Origin of the sequence: Methanobacterium spitsbergense (assembly GCF_019931065.1) — an archaeon.
GTDB lineage: Archaea > Methanobacteriota > Methanobacteria > Methanobacteriales > Methanobacteriaceae > Methanobacterium_B > Methanobacterium_B spitsbergense.
In genome coordinates this window covers 527,772-547,525 of record NZ_JAIOUQ010000003.1, presented here as the reverse complement: position 1 = coordinate 547,525, position 19,754 = coordinate 527,772, and the positions used below count along the sequence as shown (strand labels likewise).

Annotated in this window: 20 protein-coding genes; 9 read left to right on the top strand and 11 right to left on the bottom strand. The window is 34.3% G+C overall.

Annotated elements, in window-relative coordinates; all coding sequences use genetic code 11:
- Positions 1 to 99: 99 nt before the first annotated feature.
- Positions 100 to 1,797, top strand: coding sequence for a DUF128 domain-containing protein (locus K8N75_RS03975; protein ID WP_223790819.1), 1,698 nt, complete (start codon positions 100 to 102; stop codon positions 1,795 to 1,797).
- Positions 1,798 to 1,837: 40 nt separating this feature from the next.
- Here K8N75_RS03975 and tsaA read toward each other — a convergent pair whose 3' ends face one another.
- Complete coding sequence (gene tsaA, locus K8N75_RS03970; RefSeq protein WP_223790818.1) at positions 1,838 to 2,329, bottom strand: tRNA (N6-threonylcarbamoyladenosine(37)-N6)-methyltransferase TrmO; 492 nt, start codon at positions 2,327 to 2,329, stop codon at positions 1,838 to 1,840.
- Between the two features lie 112 nt (positions 2,330 to 2,441).
- On the opposite strand from tsaA, the gene K8N75_RS03965 reads away from it, so the two are divergent.
- The 7 genes from K8N75_RS03965 to K8N75_RS03935 all read left to right on the top strand — a co-directional run bounded on the left by K8N75_RS03965 (position 2,442) and on the right by K8N75_RS03935 (position 8,266).
- Entirely contained in the window at positions 2,442 to 2,651 is a 210-nt protein-coding gene (locus K8N75_RS03965) for a TOBE domain-containing protein (protein ID WP_223790817.1), read from the top strand.
- A 403-nt stretch (positions 2,652 to 3,054) separates the two neighbouring features.
- Positions 3,055 to 3,279, top strand: coding sequence for a 4Fe-4S binding protein (locus tag K8N75_RS03960; RefSeq protein ID WP_223790816.1), 225 nt, complete (start codon positions 3,055 to 3,057; stop codon positions 3,277 to 3,279).
- Positions 3,279 to 4,277: a tungsten-dependent formylmethanofuran dehydrogenase subunit FwdF gene (gene fwdF, locus K8N75_RS03955; RefSeq protein ID WP_223790815.1), complete on the top strand. Its 999-nt coding sequence runs from the start codon at positions 3,279 to 3,281 to the stop codon at positions 4,275 to 4,277. Before K8N75_RS03960 ends, fwdF (K8N75_RS03955) begins: the two co-directional genes overlap by 1 nt.
- A gap of 348 nt (positions 4,278 to 4,625) precedes the next feature.
- On the top strand, positions 4,626 to 5,318 hold the full coding sequence (locus K8N75_RS03950) for a TOBE domain-containing protein (RefSeq protein WP_223790814.1): 693 nt from the start codon (positions 4,626 to 4,628) through the stop codon (positions 5,316 to 5,318).
- 153 nt (positions 5,319 to 5,471) lie between these two features.
- Positions 5,472 to 6,281, top strand: a complete 810-nt coding sequence (gene modA, locus K8N75_RS03945; RefSeq protein WP_223790813.1) for a molybdate ABC transporter substrate-binding protein — start codon at positions 5,472 to 5,474, stop codon at positions 6,279 to 6,281.
- 73 nt (positions 6,282 to 6,354) lie between these two features.
- Complete coding sequence (locus tag K8N75_RS03940; RefSeq protein WP_223790812.1) at positions 6,355 to 7,137, top strand: ABC transporter permease; 783 nt, start codon at positions 6,355 to 6,357, stop codon at positions 7,135 to 7,137.
- A gap of 37 nt (positions 7,138 to 7,174) precedes the next feature.
- Positions 7,175 to 8,266 carry an ATP-binding cassette domain-containing protein gene (locus K8N75_RS03935; RefSeq protein ID WP_223790811.1) on the top strand — a complete coding sequence of 364 codons (1,092 nt, stop codon included), beginning with the start codon at positions 7,175 to 7,177 and terminating at the stop codon, positions 8,264 to 8,266.
- 80 nt (positions 8,267 to 8,346) lie between these two features.
- Here K8N75_RS03935 and K8N75_RS03930 read toward each other — a convergent pair whose 3' ends face one another.
- The 9 genes from K8N75_RS03930 to K8N75_RS03890 all read right to left on the bottom strand — a co-directional run bounded on the left by K8N75_RS03930 (position 8,347) and on the right by K8N75_RS03890 (position 15,260).
- Positions 8,347 to 8,658 carry a DUF2097 domain-containing protein gene (locus K8N75_RS03930; protein ID WP_223790810.1) on the bottom strand — a complete coding sequence of 104 codons (312 nt, stop codon included), beginning with the start codon at positions 8,656 to 8,658 and terminating at the stop codon, positions 8,347 to 8,349.
- 8 nt (positions 8,659 to 8,666) lie between these two features.
- Positions 8,667 to 8,954, bottom strand: a complete 288-nt coding sequence (locus K8N75_RS03925) for a DUF2097 domain-containing protein (RefSeq protein ID WP_223790809.1) — start codon at positions 8,952 to 8,954, stop codon at positions 8,667 to 8,669.
- 109 nt (positions 8,955 to 9,063) lie between these two features.
- On the bottom strand, positions 9,064 to 9,873 hold the full coding sequence (locus tag K8N75_RS03920; protein ID WP_223790808.1) for a formylmethanofuran dehydrogenase subunit C: 810 nt from the start codon (positions 9,871 to 9,873) through the stop codon (positions 9,064 to 9,066).
- Between the two features lie 11 nt (positions 9,874 to 9,884).
- Positions 9,885 to 11,603 (bottom strand): formylmethanofuran dehydrogenase subunit A, encoded by a 1,719-nt coding sequence (locus tag K8N75_RS03915; protein ID WP_223790807.1) that lies wholly within the window; start codon positions 11,601 to 11,603, stop codon positions 9,885 to 9,887.
- Positions 11,604 to 11,611: 8 nt separating this feature from the next.
- Complete coding sequence (locus K8N75_RS03910) at positions 11,612 to 12,949, bottom strand: formylmethanofuran dehydrogenase subunit B (protein WP_223790806.1); 1,338 nt, start codon at positions 12,947 to 12,949, stop codon at positions 11,612 to 11,614.
- A 12-nt stretch (positions 12,950 to 12,961) separates the two neighbouring features.
- On the bottom strand, positions 12,962 to 13,492 hold the full coding sequence (locus tag K8N75_RS03905) for a molybdopterin dinucleotide binding domain-containing protein (RefSeq protein WP_223790805.1): 531 nt from the start codon (positions 13,490 to 13,492) through the stop codon (positions 12,962 to 12,964).
- A gap of 9 nt (positions 13,493 to 13,501) precedes the next feature.
- Positions 13,502 to 13,732, bottom strand: a complete 231-nt coding sequence (locus K8N75_RS03900; RefSeq protein WP_223790974.1) for a 4Fe-4S dicluster domain-containing protein — start codon at positions 13,730 to 13,732, stop codon at positions 13,502 to 13,504.
- Between the two features lie 24 nt (positions 13,733 to 13,756).
- The gene (gene fwdF / locus K8N75_RS03895) at positions 13,757 to 14,815 is read right to left on the bottom strand and encodes a tungsten-dependent formylmethanofuran dehydrogenase subunit FwdF (protein WP_223790804.1); all 1,059 of its coding nucleotides are present in this window, start codon (positions 14,813 to 14,815) and stop codon (positions 13,757 to 13,759) included.
- The gene (locus K8N75_RS03890) at positions 14,805 to 15,260 is read right to left on the bottom strand and encodes a 4Fe-4S binding protein (protein ID WP_223790803.1); all 456 of its coding nucleotides are present in this window, start codon (positions 15,258 to 15,260) and stop codon (positions 14,805 to 14,807) included. The genes fwdF (K8N75_RS03895) and K8N75_RS03890 overlap by 11 nt, the downstream gene beginning before the upstream one ends.
- A gap of 399 nt (positions 15,261 to 15,659) precedes the next feature.
- On the opposite strand from K8N75_RS03890, the gene K8N75_RS03885 reads away from it, so the two are divergent.
- The gene (locus K8N75_RS03885) at positions 15,660 to 16,880 is read left to right on the top strand and encodes a molybdopterin molybdotransferase MoeA (protein WP_223790802.1); all 1,221 of its coding nucleotides are present in this window, start codon (positions 15,660 to 15,662) and stop codon (positions 16,878 to 16,880) included.
- 63 nt (positions 16,881 to 16,943) lie between these two features.
- On the opposite strand, the gene fdhF is transcribed toward K8N75_RS03885, so the two are convergent.
- On the bottom strand, positions 16,944 to 19,628 hold the full coding sequence (fdhF, locus tag K8N75_RS03880; RefSeq protein WP_223790801.1) for a formate dehydrogenase subunit alpha: 2,685 nt from the start codon (positions 19,626 to 19,628) through the stop codon (positions 16,944 to 16,946).
- Positions 19,629 to 19,754: the final 126 nt, after the last annotated feature.

Sequence of the window (19,754 nt, the reverse complement as noted above, 5' to 3'; positions counted from 1 at the left end):
AAAGTATTTTAAAGAAAATATTCAATAAAAAAGCAGATAAATGATAAAATCACTATTATGAAGAGAATATATCTTAAAGTAACATTATCTGGTGAATAAATGCCACAAGAAACCGATCGTAAAATGATGGAGATTCTGCGTATTCTTGCTGATCGAGAAGAAGTTCTCGGAGCAAAGACAATTGCAGAAGAACTGAAAAAAAAGGGTTATGACCTCGGAGAGAGGGCAGTAAGATATCACATGCGTATCCTCGATGAAAAAGGATTTACAGAACGTATAGGGTATGCTGGAAGACAAATAACTAATAAGGGCCTTAAAGAACTTGAAAAAGGCCTAATTTATGATCAGGTAGATTTTATTTTCTCGAAGTTTGAAGACATGATATACCAAACTACATTAAATCCTTCAGATGGAACTGGAAAAGTTATTGTGAACACTTCATCATTTAAATACGAAAAAAATGTGATGGAAATTCTGAAATCTGTATTTAAAAAGGGGATTGCTGTAAGTCCTTATGTAAAGTTTCTAGACACTATCCCAAAGGAAGGTGGCGAAGTAAAACTTGAAACTGTATGTGGAACCACCATTGACGGCATGCTTCTGGGTAAGGGAATTCCAGTTATTCCTAAATATGGAGGCATTGTTAATGTTGAGGATTATATTCCTACTAGGTTTACCGAACTTATTTCTTACAAGAAGACTTCTATGACTCCACTTGAAGCATTTACTGACAAAAATATGACTTCAGTTCTAGAGGTTATTGATAATGGAAATGGTAGTATACCTGCCAACTTCAGGCTTATACCAAAAAGTGCAAGGGAAAATGCGGTTAAGATTTTTGAAAATCTTCAAAAGTTAGGAATAATAGGATTACTCAAAATGGGTAATGAAGGAGAATCTGTACTTGGAATACCTGTTGACGATAATATGGTTGGAATAGCTGTTATTGGCGGAATAGCGCCACTTTGTGCAGCAAAAGAAGCAGGATTTGATGTTAATATTAAACTGGCTGAAAATACTATAGAATTCGGAGAAATGCAAAGTTTAGTTAAACCTAAACCCATTCTAAAAAATACAGGTCCTGAAATTCATGGAAAGGTGAAATTTCTACTTTCCAAAGCTTGGAATCTAATATATCAGGTGGATTTTGACCTTGAAACACACTCTGGAAATGTTATAAGCAATTTATCATACATTAAGACAGACGAACTTGATGATGCTCTAGACATTTTTGAAGAGGTTATGAATACAGGTCCTCAATATTGTACCAGTAAATATTTCAAGATAATACCTGGAAAAGAAGCAGGTCAAACTGGAATTGCAACTGTGTGTAGTCTTACACTTGATGGTATTTTGGTAAAAAATGGAGTATCAACCACACCTCAGTATGGAGGAATTCTCGAATCAGATGGTAAAGAACCTAGGTTCATTGAACTTACAGCATACAGTGGTTCTTCATTAGATCCTCATGAAATTTATATTGCAAAGGGAATGACTTCTGTTTCAGACGCTATAAAAGGTGCAGGAAGAGTTTTAGCAAGTTTAAGGGAGATCCCCTATATAGCACGGCCATCTGCTGTTGATGTACTTGAAGAAGTTCAAGATGCAGGTTTTTCAGTTTTAAAGATTGGAAAACCAAGCGAATTAGTTTATAATGCAAAAGTTGAAAGATATCATGTTGGGATAGTTGCACCTGGAGGTTTAAATCCTATTGCTGCATTAAAAGAACATGGCATGGATGTGGAACCTAAGGCCGTTGAAACTTTGATGAAAGTGTCCGATATGGAAGAATTTTAATAATCCATAACAAAAACTTTCCAAATATTTTCTATTATTTTTAATCTGTAAAACGTTCATCAGATTTTTTGTGTACTGCATCTTGATGTTTATCTTCAAACCATCCTATAGATATCTCTTCATCCTCATCTTTATCAAAATGTGGAATATACGGCTTTATATCTAATAATGGAGTACCATCAACTATATCTACATTTGAAATAAATAATGTAGTATCTTCAATTTTATCAAGAGCTACAACAGACATCCCTATGGGATTTGGTCTTTTAGGGGCTCTTGTTGCAAAAATTCCATGTTTTTTAGTATCAAGAAATGGTTTTACTTTCAATGAATGCCCTTTAGAAAGATGTAAATGATAAATGAGAATTATATGTGAAAACCCCTCAAGATCTTTTAAACCATCCCTGTATTCTTCTTTAAGATGTATTTCACCCCGAATCCCTTTAGCACCTATTGGTTGTATAGGCATTCCTTTAAGATCTTTAAATGGAGAATGAATAGTACCTATAGCTTTAAATTCAATTGTTTCCATGTTTTTCACCGAATTTTTATAAATAGTATCGATTAGCAATTTTATACATAAGATCAGTTTTTAAATTATTAAGTATATAAAATCATTAGTAAAGAAAAAATGAGGTGATTTTATGAAGATTAGTGCAAGAAATGTTTTTGAAGGTGAAATTGAAAATGTAGAAGTTGGAGCAGTCATGGCCAATGTTAAAATAAAAATTGAATCACCTGAACTTATTACCGCCATAATTACCAAAGAATCTGTAGAAAAACTCGACCTTAAAAAGGGAGATACTGTATCTGCTATTATAAAATCCACAGAAATCATTGTTGGAAAAGAATAAATAAATTATTGAAAATTCTATTTTCTTAAATTTTTTTTTAATAATCAGGTAATTGATACTTCATTTTTTAATGAATATTACTAGAACATTAATTAATTTTTAGCAAAATAGTTACAAATTTTCGATAAGTTGGCCTATACTTATCGTTATTTAATTTGAATATATTATGTTTTTTTTTAACAAAAATAATTTTCAGAATAAAAATTTTATCACCCTGACTACGTTAATCAATAAGGCATATAGTAAATCGTTTTTTTTTATTTTTGACACGAGAATAAATAAGTGATTCTTAAGTTATAAAAATCTTGAACTTTGAAAATCTATCCCCTAAATTAAATCGATATGTTTATATATACTCATCGTTGATTGGTAATTATACTATAAAGTTTTAGAGGTGAGATTATTGCCAGTAACTATTGATACAGAAAAATGTGGTAAAATAGAAAACTGCCTTGGAGAAGGGCTTTGTATTAAATTATGTGAACAAGGAGCTCTTATTGAAAAAGAAGGTGATGTGATTCTTATATCAGAAAATTGCGATGATTGTGATTTATGTATTCAGAACTGTCCCAACCAAGCAATATCTAAAGATGATAAATTATGTAATATAATTGTAGAGAAGATATAATGACTTCAATAACGAGAATAGGGGAACAAGATCGTTCTTTAACCCATATTAACGATAAATGTGTTGGTTGTGGAATATGTGCAAGCATATGCCCTACAGAATCCATCAAAAATGGACCTGTGCTTCCTATAGCAAGAGGTCTAGTAGAAATGAATTACATAAACATTAATAAAATTAACTGTTGTCTGTGCGGGCTTTGTGCAAGTGCCTGCCCATTTGATGCCATTGAATTTGAAATTAACGATAAAAACATCAAAGAAATGGAAGAGTATCCAAAATGGACTAAAGATGCAGAAATAGATACAGAAACATGTGTATATTGCAAAGCTTGTGAGACAGCTTGTCCACAGGATGCTATAAAAGTAGCAAGAACTTTACCCAAAAGGGAAAATCTAGTTGTTGGAGAGATCGATGTTGATCAGGAAAAATGTATTAACTGCAAGATATGCGAAGAGCTATGTCCGGGAAATGCCATAAAAATCAAACAAACAGGTCGTGAAACTTTTGAAACTGTTGTAGATGAGAACAAATGTGTTTACTGTTTGGTATGTAAACAAGCATGCCCTACAGATGCCATAAAAGCCATATGCAGTTCATGTGCCTATCAAGATTATAAATTTGACCCAGAAGACTTTAAAACCCACGGTACCACAATGTTAAATCCAGATTCGTGTGTAAACTGTGGATGGTGCCAGGAGATCTGTCCAGTAGAAGCTGCAACTGTTATCAAACCATTTGAAGGAGAAGTGACTTTTGAAGAAAACATGACCTGTAAAGGTGATTCCTGTCATGCGTGCCAAGACGTTTGTCCATGTAATGCTGTAAGCATTATAGAAAGCCATTCAACTATTGATCCAAGATTCTGCATCCTTTGTGGTACTTGTGCAAATGTTTGCCCACAAAAAGGTATTCGAATAAAAAGAACAAAAATGAACTTGGAAAATATACGATCTAAATCCTGGCAGGATCGTTTGTCTAGTTTAACTACAGGAAAATAGACAATTTCTTTTCTTTAAATTTTTTTATTTTAATTGTAATAATTTATTTCTGAAGATTTATTATACTTAAAAATTCATCAAATTAATTTTCTAATAATTTCAATCTTCAATAAAATTTAGAGTTATCCAAATTCTTCTAATTAAATGTTTTAGATATTTATTCTAAAAGTTTATGAAAATTATTTCTATTTTCAAGTTCCCATTTTTTTTTAGAAATTTACATTATTAAGAAGATCAAATAAATAAAACATAACAAAACATATTATAAATAAAATAATTTGAAATTTAATGTTTAATTCATTCAAATATAAAATATCATGACTAACTAACTAAATCAGGAGGTCTAAAATGGATAGAACAAAAAATGGACCGCAATACAGGCTAAAATTTTATGATAAGATAATTTTATTGAATAAAAAAAAGTTTAAACTATTAGAAAATATTGATGAATGTGGTTCAATCATGGAGGCATCAAAAAAGGAAAATATTCCTTACAGAAGTGCTCTTAAATATATTGAAGAACTTGAAAAAGAAAGTAATAAGAGTATTGTTTCTACTCAGAGAGGAGGTAAAGGTGGAGGCGGTGAGAGTAAACTTACTAATAACGGTAAATTAATTTTAAAAGAATATAGAAAAGTTGAAAGTATTTTAAAAATGCATGATGATGTCAATGAAATTGAAACCAATATTATTGATATTGATCAAAAAAATAAAATTGCTAATATAAATTTAAATCATGAAAAAGTAATTCTTCCACTTCGGGGAAATTATAATATTGGTGATAGAGTTTTAGTTTTAATAAGTCCTGATGATATCTTTGTTATGTTAGAACCTCAAGAATCAAGTGTAAGAAATATTTTTAAGGGTAAAATTACTAGTATGGAAATTAAAGATCATTTAATAAGACTTAATATTAATTTAGGGGAAATAAATTTATTTGCAGATATAACTGAGTATGCAAGAGAGCAATTAAACTTAAATTTAGGTAAAGAGGTATTTATAGGGTTTAAAGCCGCGGCAATATCTATGGTTAAAATCTAAAGTAATAGATTAATTTGATATTAAATTTTATACCTAAATAAAATGAAATATTATTTTTATGACTCTTTTTGTGATAATATTAATTTCTAATTTTTTATGATCAACGATAGGTTTATATTTTCATATCAATAAATTATTTAGAGGAGGTTTATTATGAATACAAAACAATTAGCAATTATAGGAATTGTAACAATAGTAATTATCATAGCAGGCGTATATGTCAGCGGTATTTTAACAAATAGTGGATCAAATGGGCAAAATCAGACCATTACGGTGTTGGCAGGCGCGGGTTTCGTTAAGGTTACGAATGATCTAAAAATAGAATTTGAAAAAACTCATCCCGGAGTTACAGTTAATGTGAAAAATGGAGGAAGTGGCGAACTATTTGGAATACTTGAAACACAAAAAAGTGCAGATATTTTCCTTCCAGCTGATTATAAATATATGCAAGATGCAATTAACAATGGATATGTCCAAAATAACACTGTGAAAAATATTACCCAAAATATTCCAGTTATTGGCGTACAAATGGGAAACCCTAAAAATATCACTTCATTATACGATCTTGCAAAACCTGGCGTTAAAGTTGCAATAGGAGATCCAAAAGGACCAGCAATAGGAAAAACAACAGCAGATATACTCAATAATACGAATCTTAATAAAACAGTACAGGCCAATGTTGTTGTAAAAACAACCACAGTTAACCAGTTATTAACTTATCTCGTAACCGGCCAAGCAGATGCAGTAATAATTTGGCAAGATTTGGCCACATGGCCTGAAGGGCAAGGAAAAATTGATGTTATTCAGATCCCTGCAAATGAAAGTAAAGTTAGTACTGTTCCTATAGCTGAAACAGTTTACACACAAAACAACAATCTTGCAAAGGAATTTGAAGATTTTGCAACAGGCCCACAGGGGATGATAATCTGGGAAAAATGGGGATTTAAACCTATTTCCGGATAATTGAATACAATGGTTTATAAAAGTGACAAGCTTAAAAGCAGCGCTATACAATTATTGGATTAGAGGAGATAAAATGAGAACCAAGCTTGAAATAACCTTTATTTCCATTTCTTTTTTATTAACTGCACTGCTTTTCATTTTATTAGGCAGTCTTTTTGTAATTATTAGTCCGAATGATATTATCAATTCTATTTTATCATATGAAATGCTTTACGCCCTACAGCTCACAGTTACTACTTCACTTATTGCAGCTACAATAGTTATGATTTTTGCTTTACCAACTGCCTATGCATTGAGCAGATATTCTTTCCCATTAAAAACATTAGTAAAAATTATTTTAGACATACCCATGGCATTACCCGAAATAGTAATTGGCATTGCACTTTTAATGCTCTTTGGAAATACACTACTTGGTGAACCATTTAGAATGTTTAATGTGTACATTATATTCACCACAACCGGTATAGTTGTGGCCCAATTTTTTGTTGCGTTCCCATATGCCGTTAGAATATTATATTCGACATTTAACTATATTAATCCACGTTATGAATTTGTATCGAGAAGTTTGGGTTACAGTGAATTTGAAACACTACGAAATATTACCATACCATTAGCAAAAAATGGTATTTTTGCAGGAGGTGTTGTTACTCTTGCAAGGTGTATAGGAACCTTTGCAGCAGTACTTTTCGTAGCAGGGGGAACTTACCTAAAAACAGAAACCCTATCAATTGCCCTTTATTTAAACCTGTCCTTTGGAAATATTAACATGGCGATCACAGCCGGAATATTACTTGTAATCATATCATTCATAGCAATATTCTTCCTTGAAAGGTATGCCAAGGAGCAGTATATATGAAATATAATATTATAAATTTATTACAGATGGTGATCGAATGTTCCTAGATATACAGAACTTAAGCGTTGACTTGGGCGAGTTCCATCTTAAAGACCTGAGTTTACAAGTTGAAAAGAATGATTATCTAGTTATTATAGGACCAACTGGATCTGGAAAATCTGTTCTCTTAGAAACAATAGCAGGATTTTATAATCCTACTTTTGGAGAAATATACTTAGAAGGGAAGAATATAACAAATTTAACACCTGAAAATAGAGGAATAAGCATAGTTTATCAGGATTATGTCTTATTTCCTAATATGAATGTTTTTGAAAATATAGCTTATGGCCTCAAAAAAATCACCTCTAATAATGATACAATAAACTCCAAGGTTCATGTCTTGGCCGAACAGCTAAAAATTGATCATCTACTCGATAGACATTCCGAAACCCTGAGTGGGGGTGAAAAACAGAGAGTTGCAATAGCAAGATCTCTCATAGTTGAACCAAACATACTCCTTATGGACGAACCATTCAGTGCACTTGATGTAAGCACTCACGCGTATATGACAAGGTTAATTAAAAATGCAATTGAAGACCATGAAACTACATGTATACATGTTTCTCATAATTTTAATGACGTCTGGAATTTAGCTGAGCATGTAGCTGTAATGAGAGATGGAAAATTATTACAACAGGGTAGAGTAAAGGAAGTATTCAGCAAACCTTCTCACAATTTTGTTGCAGACTTTGTAGGAGTTCATAATGTCTTCGACGGAACTGCTATTGAAACTAAAAATGGAATAACCACTGTAAAACTCAGAGATGGTCTACTCATCAGAAGTTCTGATCCTATAATATCAGACCCTGAAAATGTTTTGGTTGCAATACGACCAGAAAATATCATTCTATCAAATGAAGCTTTTGTATCTTCATTAAGAAACCAGATAATAGGAACAGTTCAGGATGTTGTAAAAATAGGTCCAACAGTATGGGTTGAAGCACTTGTGAATAAAACTCTTTTCAAGAGCATAATCACCCCAAGTTCCTTCGATATACTCGACATTGAAAAGGGAAAAAAAGTTTATATAAGTTTTAAATCGCTTAATGTGAAAATTATAGACGGAAATGAGTCCTACAATTCCATATGAAGTTTTCCAGCATGCGATTAAAATTTAGCACTTTTAAAATAGTATAAATATCTATGTTATAATTAAAAAATAGTAAAAAGTTAAAGGTCAGTTTCACACCTTTCAATGATTATAATCGTAGTTTTTTTACTATCCTGAGGTGTGTGTTTAACTTCAACCAGATCATCCTTTAAATCTTCCAGATCTACATCCACTGTTGTGCCTAATTGGGAAGCAATTTGAATCATTAATTTGCATGCCTTATCCCCGCATTCTTCCGTAGTATCAATACCTATGACCTCTCCCGGAGTAAAAATACGATTATATGACAATTCAAGAGTATCATAGACTTTTACATTCTCACGTACATAATCTATTGCTTCATCACAGTCCATGGTCATTGTTTCGATCATAAAATCACCTATTCCTCAATAGTTAAAAGTGTAGATGTTTCATCAGTTATGTGCCTTATCTCAACAATATCATCTTTTATTTCCACAAGATCCATTTCTACGGTCTGTTTTATAGTTTCACCATTCATTTTTAAAAGAAGTCTAAGACTATCTAAATTTTCATCAGCAAAAATATCCAGAACTTCACCAGGAATAAAAACTCGGTTATAGGATATTTCAAGGACATCGTAATTTTTAACATTGGTTTTTATATAATCCAAAGCTTCTTCAGCTTTTAAATTCATTTCTTTTTCCATGAGGATTCACCTATTAAAATAAGGATCTTAAAGCATAAATAAGTTTTAATTTTTTAAATTATATTAATTTTAAAAAATAGAAAAAAAATAGAAAGGTGAGAAATTAGACTTATAATAAGTCTCTGTTTTTCTCAGCATTAAGCCATAAAGTTCCTTTTCCATTTACTCCAATGTCACCATTGTATTTTATGTATTTGCCTGTTAACTGTTTTCCATCGAGATCAGGATTTTCAAATACTCCTTCAGATTCAAAACCTTCAAGGAGACTGTCCAGTTTACCTTTAATTACAATGGTACCGTTTTTCATCTGACCGCCAGGCCATCGGGTTACATCTCCACCAATTTCAATATATCCCTTGGTCATATGAATGCCTGCAAGTATATCACAACTACCACCGACATATATTTCTCCGCCGGACATACAATCAGCTAGCTGTTTGCCTGCATTTCCATGGATGTTGATTATTCCTCCACTCATCCCTCTCCATTCACCGATATATGAGGTTCCACAGTATTCTTTAACGTTTCCCATGACTTCAATGCTTCCGCCAGTCATTTCCCTACCGACATAACTTTCTGCGTTACCATTTATTTTTATGGAACCTCCTTCCATCTGTGCACCAGCATGAAGATCTGCGTCACCATCTACTAGTATTTCTCCTGCTGTCATCCCGCATCCGATGTATTTAACTCGGCCCATATCACCATTTAGGATCATTTTGACTTCTTCAGGACCTTCAGCTTCTCCTTCAACTTCTATGTCGAAATAGTTGGATAATGGAAATTTAGAGTTACCTACAGGTACCTGATATTTTTCAAAATCTTCTTTTGTCCAGGTGTATACATCATCTGGCCTAAGTTCATCAAATTCCAGGGCTATGCTGGAAAACTCCTTTAAAGTTAATGTTATTGTTTTCATCTAAACACCCCTTATTTACTTGCGTCAATCTTGAATTCAACATCAGGATCAACGTAGTGGTCATGTACTTTGTAGTTCTCGAACTTGACAGTGTAATACCTGTTGAACATAGGCATAATATTCTCAAGTACCTTTTTCTCTTGTTCTTCGAATCCCTGGATATTAGACCACAAGTGTCTGCTTGGAACTACTTTTGCTATTTTACCATCTTTAACAACAACTTCTCCATCTTTAAGTGTGTATAAAGCTCTGCCTAACACATCTTCAACAACTGCAGCATTTGCAGCTTTGGTTGCATCGAAGTTTTCTGGTTCAAGATCATAAACCGCTACATCAGCATTTGCTCCTACTCCAAGATGTCCTCTCTCATCAAGTCCTAATATCTTAGCAGGTGCGGATCTAGTTACAGTTGCTATATCATTCCAGTCATAAACCCTATCAAGTGTTGCTAATGAAGTCCTTTTACTTGCCCATTTATGTACTTCACCATTTTCCATCATTTCATTCCTACGATCGCTGCTCATGAGCCAAGAAATAATTCTTGGGTATCTGATAAATGGACCAGCATTAGGGCTGTCTGTAGTAAGAACAACTTGCCATGGATCGTTTATCATAAGGAATAACTCTAATCCAATAGCCCACTGCAATGTAGACACTGGAGCTTTTGGTGAATATATGATAGGTATTAAACCAGCTGCTGTTTCGAGTTCAATATCCTTATTTGCCCATTTTAAACCGCTTATTTTGTACAGATCGTATTCCATTGGTGCATCTGCAGTCATGGTTGTGGTTTCATCAAATGTTATCTGACCAATATCACATGTTACATGTTTATTTTTATTTATGTAATCTGCTACTGGTTCTGCACCTGATTTAGCATCTCTCCAACTTGTACCGCCGTATGAATGGAACTGAAGATGAGTACAGTGTATTGTTTGATCCCTGGTGACAGATGGGTTTTTCTTAATATCCTTAACAGCATCCAGTGTTCCTATTGTTGTTGGATAGTTTCCTGGGTGTCCGAGGTCATTAGGGTGGACATGCATTGAATGAGGTAGTCCTAACATTTCGTTGACTTGTGTTAATGCCCTTACAACTTCTCTACCTGTTACGCCCCAGTGTGGTGCAGGATCGTCAATTCCATGTACGTTCATACCCCAACCCCATGCTTCACTTCCACATGGATTAACTACTTTCATTCCGTAACATTTTGCTATTTTGAGCCATGCAGATACGAATGCTGCAAGATCTTCAATGTTTCCTTCTTTTACATACTGCATAACAAACCAGTTGTTTCCAAAGAGAAGTAATGGTGAAACATCTATATTTGGTATGGACATTATTTCTTCGTGTGTGTGTTTTGCTTCGAGTGGTGGCACTGCTGCTTCAGTAACAGTTCCATAACCCATTCTGGAGTACCGGTATCCTGTTGCAGAACAGCTAGGTATTGAAAATCCTGTTTCTGCTCTTGTTATATCCGTTTTAGGTACGACTCCTCTTCTTTCATCTTCTGGTCTGTAAAGCCTACCAACACATAGTTTTGGACCGGCAATATGGGCGTGAACATCTACTCCGGCAGCCATAACAAGTTTGTCTGTAACATCAAGTATTTTGGCATCTGAAGAAACTCTATCAACGATTTTTCCATCTTTGATCATTACGTCCTTCTTCTCACCTGTTACACTGTTTGTTGGATCATATACTATTCCATTTTTTAATATGTATTCCATGAGATCACCTATTTAGCCTCTTTTATCTTTTTAACTCTTTCAAGTAGTTCATTCACGATCCATTCATCTTCTCTGCATGTTTCAGGTGGATCTATGGCGCTTTTCATGTGAATTGGAACTGAATCCATTCGATAACTGGTTCCTGCTGTCTCCAAACCAATGAAAGTTCCAGGAAGTACTACATCTGCAAGTTCTGTGGATGGTCCCCAGTGTATGTCTATCTGTATCATAGGTATTTCTGCAAGGTGCATGTTTGCTCCACCAGGGAAATGAGCTCCTGGATCTGCAGCAATTACTAGGAATACATCTACTTCTTTCCTGTTAAGAAGATCAATTGTGGTTGTTTCACCTATCATGTATCTTGGATATCCTCTGGAGAAATCAACACCGTATGGGAATCCCATTTCATAGGAGAGGAAAATGTTAAATCCATTAACATTGAAGTGACCCCTCATTGGGAGTAGAACCCATTTTGTATATGCATTCAAATCCTGAACAAGTTGGATTGCTATATCAATGTTTCTCTGTTTTGATAGTGTGTGGGTTAATCCAAGCCCGAAGAAAAGGGCACCAAATTCAACATTTTTCATAGCTTCAGTTAGTTCAACTATGTCTTCTTTAGGTATTCCAGAAATAACATCTTCTTTAAGTTCTTTACCCTTTAAAACAGCTCTTATTGCATTTACAAATCCATAGTCACCGTTTTCTTCAAATGGTACCCATATGTCTGACATCTTTGCAGTGTCTGAGAATTTTGGATCCCATGTAACAAGGGTTCTGTCAAATCTTCCTCTCTGTCTGAACCATCCCCTTGGGAATGTGGTATACCTTGCAAGGTGTCTTGGATGAGCGTTCATTGGGTTACTTCCAGTGTAAACTACCATATCTGCTCTGTTTTTAACTTCACCTAATGTCATAAGGGGGTATCCTACGTTCTGCACAGCCTGTACAGTTGGCCCATGGCAGATTGTTGCTTGGTTGTCTATAACAGCTCCAATATCTTCTGCAAGTTCTAATCCTTTTTTCATACATTCTATGGATGTTTCACTCCAACCGTATAATAATGGTCTCACAGAATTTGCCAAGAGTCCAGCTGCTTTGTCTAGTGCTGTGTCCCAGTCAACTTCAACGAGTTCTCCGGTTTCATCTCTCACCATAGGAACTAGTAGTCTCTGGTCCTCGTCTTCCATGATTTTACTTGCACCTAATCTGCATGCATGTCTTACACCGACAACATGGTTTTCCTTGACCAGGATATCTAAATCATCACAGTTACTTCCACAGAATGCACATGTACAATTTTCTACCATGTGATCGTAATCAGTAACAGGTTCTTCGTATGCCATTTTATTACCTCCTTATTTTTTCCTGTAGACTGGCATCTCTCCAAGTGAAGGGAGCTCGCTTACATTCTTATCTTTGTTAACGTATTTTTTATACACTGATCTCATTAGATCAGCCATTAAAAGGACTTCGTCATCAGATTTTTCAACTGTAGCATCGATTCCTTTGTAAGTTGGGTCGTTACAGCAGTAAGTTTCAGGACTTACAATAACATTTGCCCATGGGCCTTTTGGTATGAATATCATTGATTCGTGTGGTGCGTCCCTTGAGTGTGCTGCGTAAACAACAACTTCTCCCCAATCAGTTTTTACAGTTACACTATCCCAGTTTGCTACTCCCAGTTTTGCCATGTCTTTTGGATCCATGTAGGCAATACCTGCAACTTTTCGGTATTCATCTTTAAGTGTTGATCCTCGCTTTTTACAAGCTCCCTGATATATATCGGTTCCTGTATTGAGCATTACTTCTAATTTACTAACATTTTTAACGTTTGGATCGTCCAATTTTACCACATTAGAAACGGTGGGTTTTTCAACATAAGTCATAATAACACCTCATTCTAACCATATTGCGTCTGTTGGACAGAACAACTGGCAAGTTCCACATTTTGTGCATTTGTCTGGGCTGAATAGTTTAATAAACCCGTTCTCAACCATCATGATTGTTTCAGTGGTTTTAGATCCATGGCCACCTGCTACTTCATTGCTTATGGATGCATTTACAGGACATGCAACTACACATACTCCGCATCCAAGACAATTATCTTGATTTACTTTTAATTCCATCTCCGCCATTATATCGCCTCAAATCTAACTTTTAAGAGATTCCATCTGCTTTTCCCAGGATTTTGATTTAGTTGGTGTATGTTTAACATTTGTTCTTTTAACTTCGATTGCATCTACAGGACATACGTTATCACAAGCGCCACAGTAAATACAGTAATTTTCGTCGGACATTACCTTTTCAGGCTGATTTCCAGGTTTGCTGGATGCAGGGAATGAAAGTACGTTTGCAGGACATATATCTACACATGCTCCACATGCCTGACATTTTTCCTGATCTATATTTAATTCACCTTCGAATGATTTTACAACTGTTGCTGCATCAACTGGACAGATTTCCTGGCACCATCCACATTTAACACATGTTTCTTGATCTATGAATGAAGTTCCAGTGGTTTCAGAGTCTTCAGGGTTTAGATCGTATTCACCATATGAACATGATCTGCATACAGCTTTAATTGCATCAACAGGGCATGATTTTTTGCATATGAGACAGTAAACACATTTTTCTTTGTCAACATTTATATCAGAAGATACTGAAGGATCGTCTGATGTTGGTAGCTTGTGTTCCATTGTTATAGCGTCTGCTGGACACATTTCTTCACAAATTCCACAGTCTATACAGGTTTCCTTATCGATTTCAATTTCACCCGTAACGAGCTTGGATCTTTCAGGCAGCTCCCTTGCTATTGTTATTGATTCTCTAGGACATGCAGTTTCGCATGCTTTGCAATATATACATGTTTCATCATCAATTTCTGCTGAAGATATTAAACTAGGGTATTCTTCCATATCTTTGATATCTTCATCATTAATTTTAAATTCTAATGCATCAACTGGACACACTACACTACACATACCACAGAGTACGCATTTATCCTTATCACATACTATTTTTGGTACGTCAGCGTCTGTTCTTACTATTGCACCAATTGAGCCTAGTTCAATTGCATCAACAGGACATGTTTTTTCGCATATGCCGCAACCAATGCAGATATCGTCTTTGTAAAGAAGTTCACGTTTTTCTTCAGCGGACCTTGATATTTCAAAGTCTCTGTCTTGGACCTCTTTCGTATTAGAAATCATTTTTTACCTCCAAAATTTCTATTGAGTTTGTGGGACAAGATTCACCACATATAAGACACCCACAGCACCAATCAGAATCTATTTGTGCCTTGAGATCGTTTAACACAATGGCTTTCATGAGACAAATGTCTGCACAAAGCCCACAACCAATACAGGTTTCTTTAATTATTCCTTTGTATTCACTGTTTGAACAAGTCTTTACTACAATCCTTGCCTTTTCATGCATGAGGGCATAAGTCAATATTAAGAAGTCTTTGGGACATAACTCTGTAATTTTCTCTGCAAACTCTATAGAATTCCATGACAGATTTCTACCGTTTAAATAGTGTGAAACTGTTGATCTGTCCATTTCTAAAATTTTTGCAACTTCTTTTTGACTGTATCCCTCTCTTATGAGTTCAACTGCTGTTAGATATTTCAATCCTGATATAATATGTTTCGGCATGTGGACACCATGTGTGTTAAATACACATTTCACCACATATAATATATAAATTGCTACTAAAACCAAAACAAAAAATTTAAATATTGATGTGTAGTAACAACACTAAAATTTTTAGATTAAATAAACATACAATGTCTTAAATTTTAATTTAACAAGTTAATCCCATTAAATTTTGTTAAAAATTTGTTTATAATGCTATTTTTTAGTTTAATTGGATATTATCACTTAAATTTCGTAATCAAATATAAAAAATTTATACCTTAATTTTAAAAAATATCTAAATTTAACATAAAATTTATGACCTATTTTAAAATCTATATTAAGATTTCACTTATGAACATATTTTTCAAATATGAACAACACAAATTGTAGTTATATAATAAAGCTCAGGTGTTATCAATGTATCACAAAAACCTATTAAACGTTCAAAAAACATTTGAAATAATCCAAAAACTTGAATGGAATACAAAAAAAGAATTAATTAATCTTCAAAATGGAAATTCAAGAGTTCTGGCACAGGAAATTGAAGTTAAGATAGATGTTCCTCCATTCAACAGATCTGCAATGGACGGATATGCTGTAATTGCAGATGACGTTTCAAAAGCATCAGAAACTGAACCCAGGTATTTGAAGGTTGTTGAAGAAATTGGTGCAGGAGATGTTTCAAATCATGTTATTGAATTTGGCCAGGCAATAAAAATTGCAACAGGGGCCAAAATGCCTATGGGGTCAGATGCAGTTATAATGGAAGAGAACGTTGAGTATGAAGGAGGCAAAATAAAAATTGTGTCCCCTGTAAATTCTAACAATGATGTAGCATTAAAGGGAGAAGACCTTAAAAAGGGAGAATTAATCATTTCTGACGACCAAATTCTTGGTCCTCACCATTTATCTGTTATTGCATCTGCAGGATATAATGAGATAGAAGTATATAAAAAACCTCAAATTGGCGTTATAATAACAGGGAACGAACTTGTTGAACCTTCAACAAAATTAACTCCTGGAAAAATTATTAATTCAAATAAATTTGCCTTAAAAGGAGTTATCGAAGATTCAATGGCAGTAGCACATATTCAACAATGTTCTGATGATTCTAAACAGCTTATTCTAGCTGTTGAAGAAGCTGTGGACAAATACGACGCTGTTATAACAACAGGTGGAACTGCAATAAGTAAAGGAGATTTAATAGTTGACATAGTTGAAGATCTTGGAAATGTTCCAATCCATGGAGTTTCAATTAAACCTGGAAAACCATTTGGTTTTGGAATTATCAAACAAACTCCTGTTTTCATGCTTTCTGGCTACCCTGTGGCTGTAGCGGTCCAATACGATATATTCGTTAGAAACCATATTCTTAAAATGCAGAAGATAAACAAAAAATTTAACTTTATCACAGCAATAGCAGGAGAAAACATAAGATCATCCCCAGATAAGTATAATGTAATAAGGGCCAATTTTAAAGATGATACAGGTGTTGTTTATCCCATAAGAACAAAAGCAGGGATAAATAAATCAATATTGTTGTCAAACTGTTATATTATTGCTGAAGAGGGTACAGGAAAGATAAAAAAACATGGAAAATGCAATATTTTGAAATACAATACCCTTAAAATATGCTGATACTATTATTATTTAAAGAAATAAAAAAATTAATGAAAAGTATTATCTCAATTTATTTAGATTTTACCCCTTTATCTTCTCCACCCTTACTGCACACACTTTAAATTCAGGAGTTTTAGAGATTGGATCTAAAGCCGCACTGGTTATAATATTGGTAGCTGACTCACTGAAATGGAATGTCATGAAAACTACTCCAGACAGGCAACTATCAGTGACCCTGACTTTTGGTTCAATTTCACCTCTTCTTGAAATCACTTTAACCTTCTCTCCGTGTTCAACTCCAATTTTATTAGCATCATCTGAACACATTTCAATATAATCTTCACCATAAAGCTTTTTAAGTCCATCAACAACCCCAGTCATTGTACTTGTCTGATAGTGATAAATATTACGGCCTGTGGTTAGTATCAAAGGGTATTCCTCATCAGGAAGTTCTGCTGAAGGCCTGTATTTCAATGGAATAAATTTTCCTCTTCCATTTTCTGTTTTGAAAGTTTCTGTATGTAGAATTGGCGTTCCCATATCATTCACATCGTTGCATGGCCATTGTATCCCTTCTTTATCAATCCTTTGATAGTTAATACCACTGAAGATTGGGGCTATTTCTGCTATTTCTTTGTAAATTTCACTTGCATTATTATATTCAAATCCTTCTGCACCAAATCTCTGAGCGATTTCACAAGTTATTAACCAGTCAGGTTTGGATTCACCAATTGGATTGATTGCACTGCGCACCCTTTGAATTCTACGCTCAGAATTGGCAAATGTTCCATCCTTTTCAGCGAAACTGCATCCTGGAAGAACTACATCTGCCATCTGTGCTGTTTCACTTAGAAATATATCCTGGACGACTAAGAACTCTAAATTTTGAAGACTATTCTTTATGTTATCAGTATCTGGTTCACTTGTAACTGGATTTTCACCCACAATGTACATTGCCTTGATATCTCCATTTTTTGCTGATTCTAGCATCTCCGGAAACTTCAACCCAGTAGAATTAGTTAATTCTACCCCCCAAGCATCCTCAAAATGTATGATTGTTTCTGGATCTTCTACCTTCTGATAACCAGGAAATACATCAGGAAGACATCCCATGTCACATGCGCCTTGAACATTGTTCTGACCCCTTATAGGATTAACTCCAGAAGAAGGTTTTCCCATATTACCTGTTAGAAGTGCAAGGTTACCCAATGCAAAAACATTTTCTGTTCCATGGGTGTGTTCAGTTATACCTAGTGAATAGAGTATTGAGGCAGGTTTTGTTGTTGCATACAGTTTTGCTGCTTCGATAATTATCTCCCTATTTATCCCAGTTATGACTTCTACAGTATCCAGATCATATTCTTTAAGAGATTCTTTGAATTCATCGTAGTTTTCACAACGTTCCTTTATGAAGTTTTCATCCTGAAGTCCTTCATCAATTATGATCTTCATTATTCCAGATAAAAGAGCTACATCCGTACCTGGAATCTGATTTAAAACTATGTTTGCATGTTTACATAGATCAATATTCCTTGGGTCTGCTACAATGAGCTTTGCGCCATTTTTTACAGCCTCAATTATACGAAGCCCTATTACCGGATAACTTGCTGTTGGATTTGTTCCAATGACAAATAAACATGCTGAATCTTTAATTTCATCTATTGAATTACTCATTGCACCGCTACCGAATATCTTAGCCAATCCTGCCACTGACGGAGCATGACATGACCTTGCACAGTTATCCACATTATTAGTGCCCATAACTGCCCTTGTGAATTTTTGAACAGCATAGTTATCTTCATTTAGACATCTTGCAGAGGATATAGCTGCAAATTCATTAGATTTATATTCTGAAAATCTTTCAACTACATAGTCCAATGCCTGTTCCCATTCAACTTCTTCAAAGGTATTATTTCGTTTAATTATTGGTTTAGATAGTCTGTCAGGATGGTTAATAAATTTGTATCCATACCTACCCTTAACACATAAATTACCTTTATTAACTGAATTATCAATGTCTCCCCTTACATTTATTACTTGATCTCCTCTTACTCCGAGATGTATGTTACATCCCACCCCACAATAAGGGCATACTGTTTTAACTTCCCTTGAAGGTTTTAAAGTTTCTTTTGGAACCAAAGCTCCCACAGGACATGCAACAACACATTCTCCGCACGAAACACAGTTTGATTCTATGAGCGGTTTGTCAGCAAACGTTGTTATTTTACTTTCATACCCTCTAAAACCAAAGTCGATAGCATTGACTCCTAAAATTTCACTACAAGTTCTTACACATATTCCACAGAGAATACATTTTTTCAGATCACGATCAAAGAAGGGATTTGAATCATCCATAGAAATTTTATTGACCTGCCTTCTTAAACTTCCAAGATTTTCCCTGTTAATGCCTAAGTAGGCTGCTACTTCTTGAAGTTTGCAATTGTCATTTTTTCTACATGTAAGACAGTCTACTTCATGATTAGCAATTAACAACTCTGCTGAAAGTTTACGCACTCTATTTATCCTGGTATTTTCTGTAATAATATTCATTCCATCTTGTACCGCGGTTTCACATGCAGTTATAAGACGACCTTCTTCATTCTCCACCATGCAAAGTCTACATGACCCCCATGGTTCCAATCCCTGATAAAAACACAGGTTAGGAATGTAAATATTATTGTTAAGAGCAGTTTGTAGTATAGTACTTCCTTTTTCTGCTTTTACTTCTAAACCGTCAATTTTGAGCTTTATTTCATTTTTATTCATTTTAATCAGGTTAATAAATATTGATAATCCTAAACTTTTCTTATACTAAATAAATACAAATCATAAAATGAGTATTCTACAATGACATATATCCTAACATCATATATATTTAAGTAACATTATGAA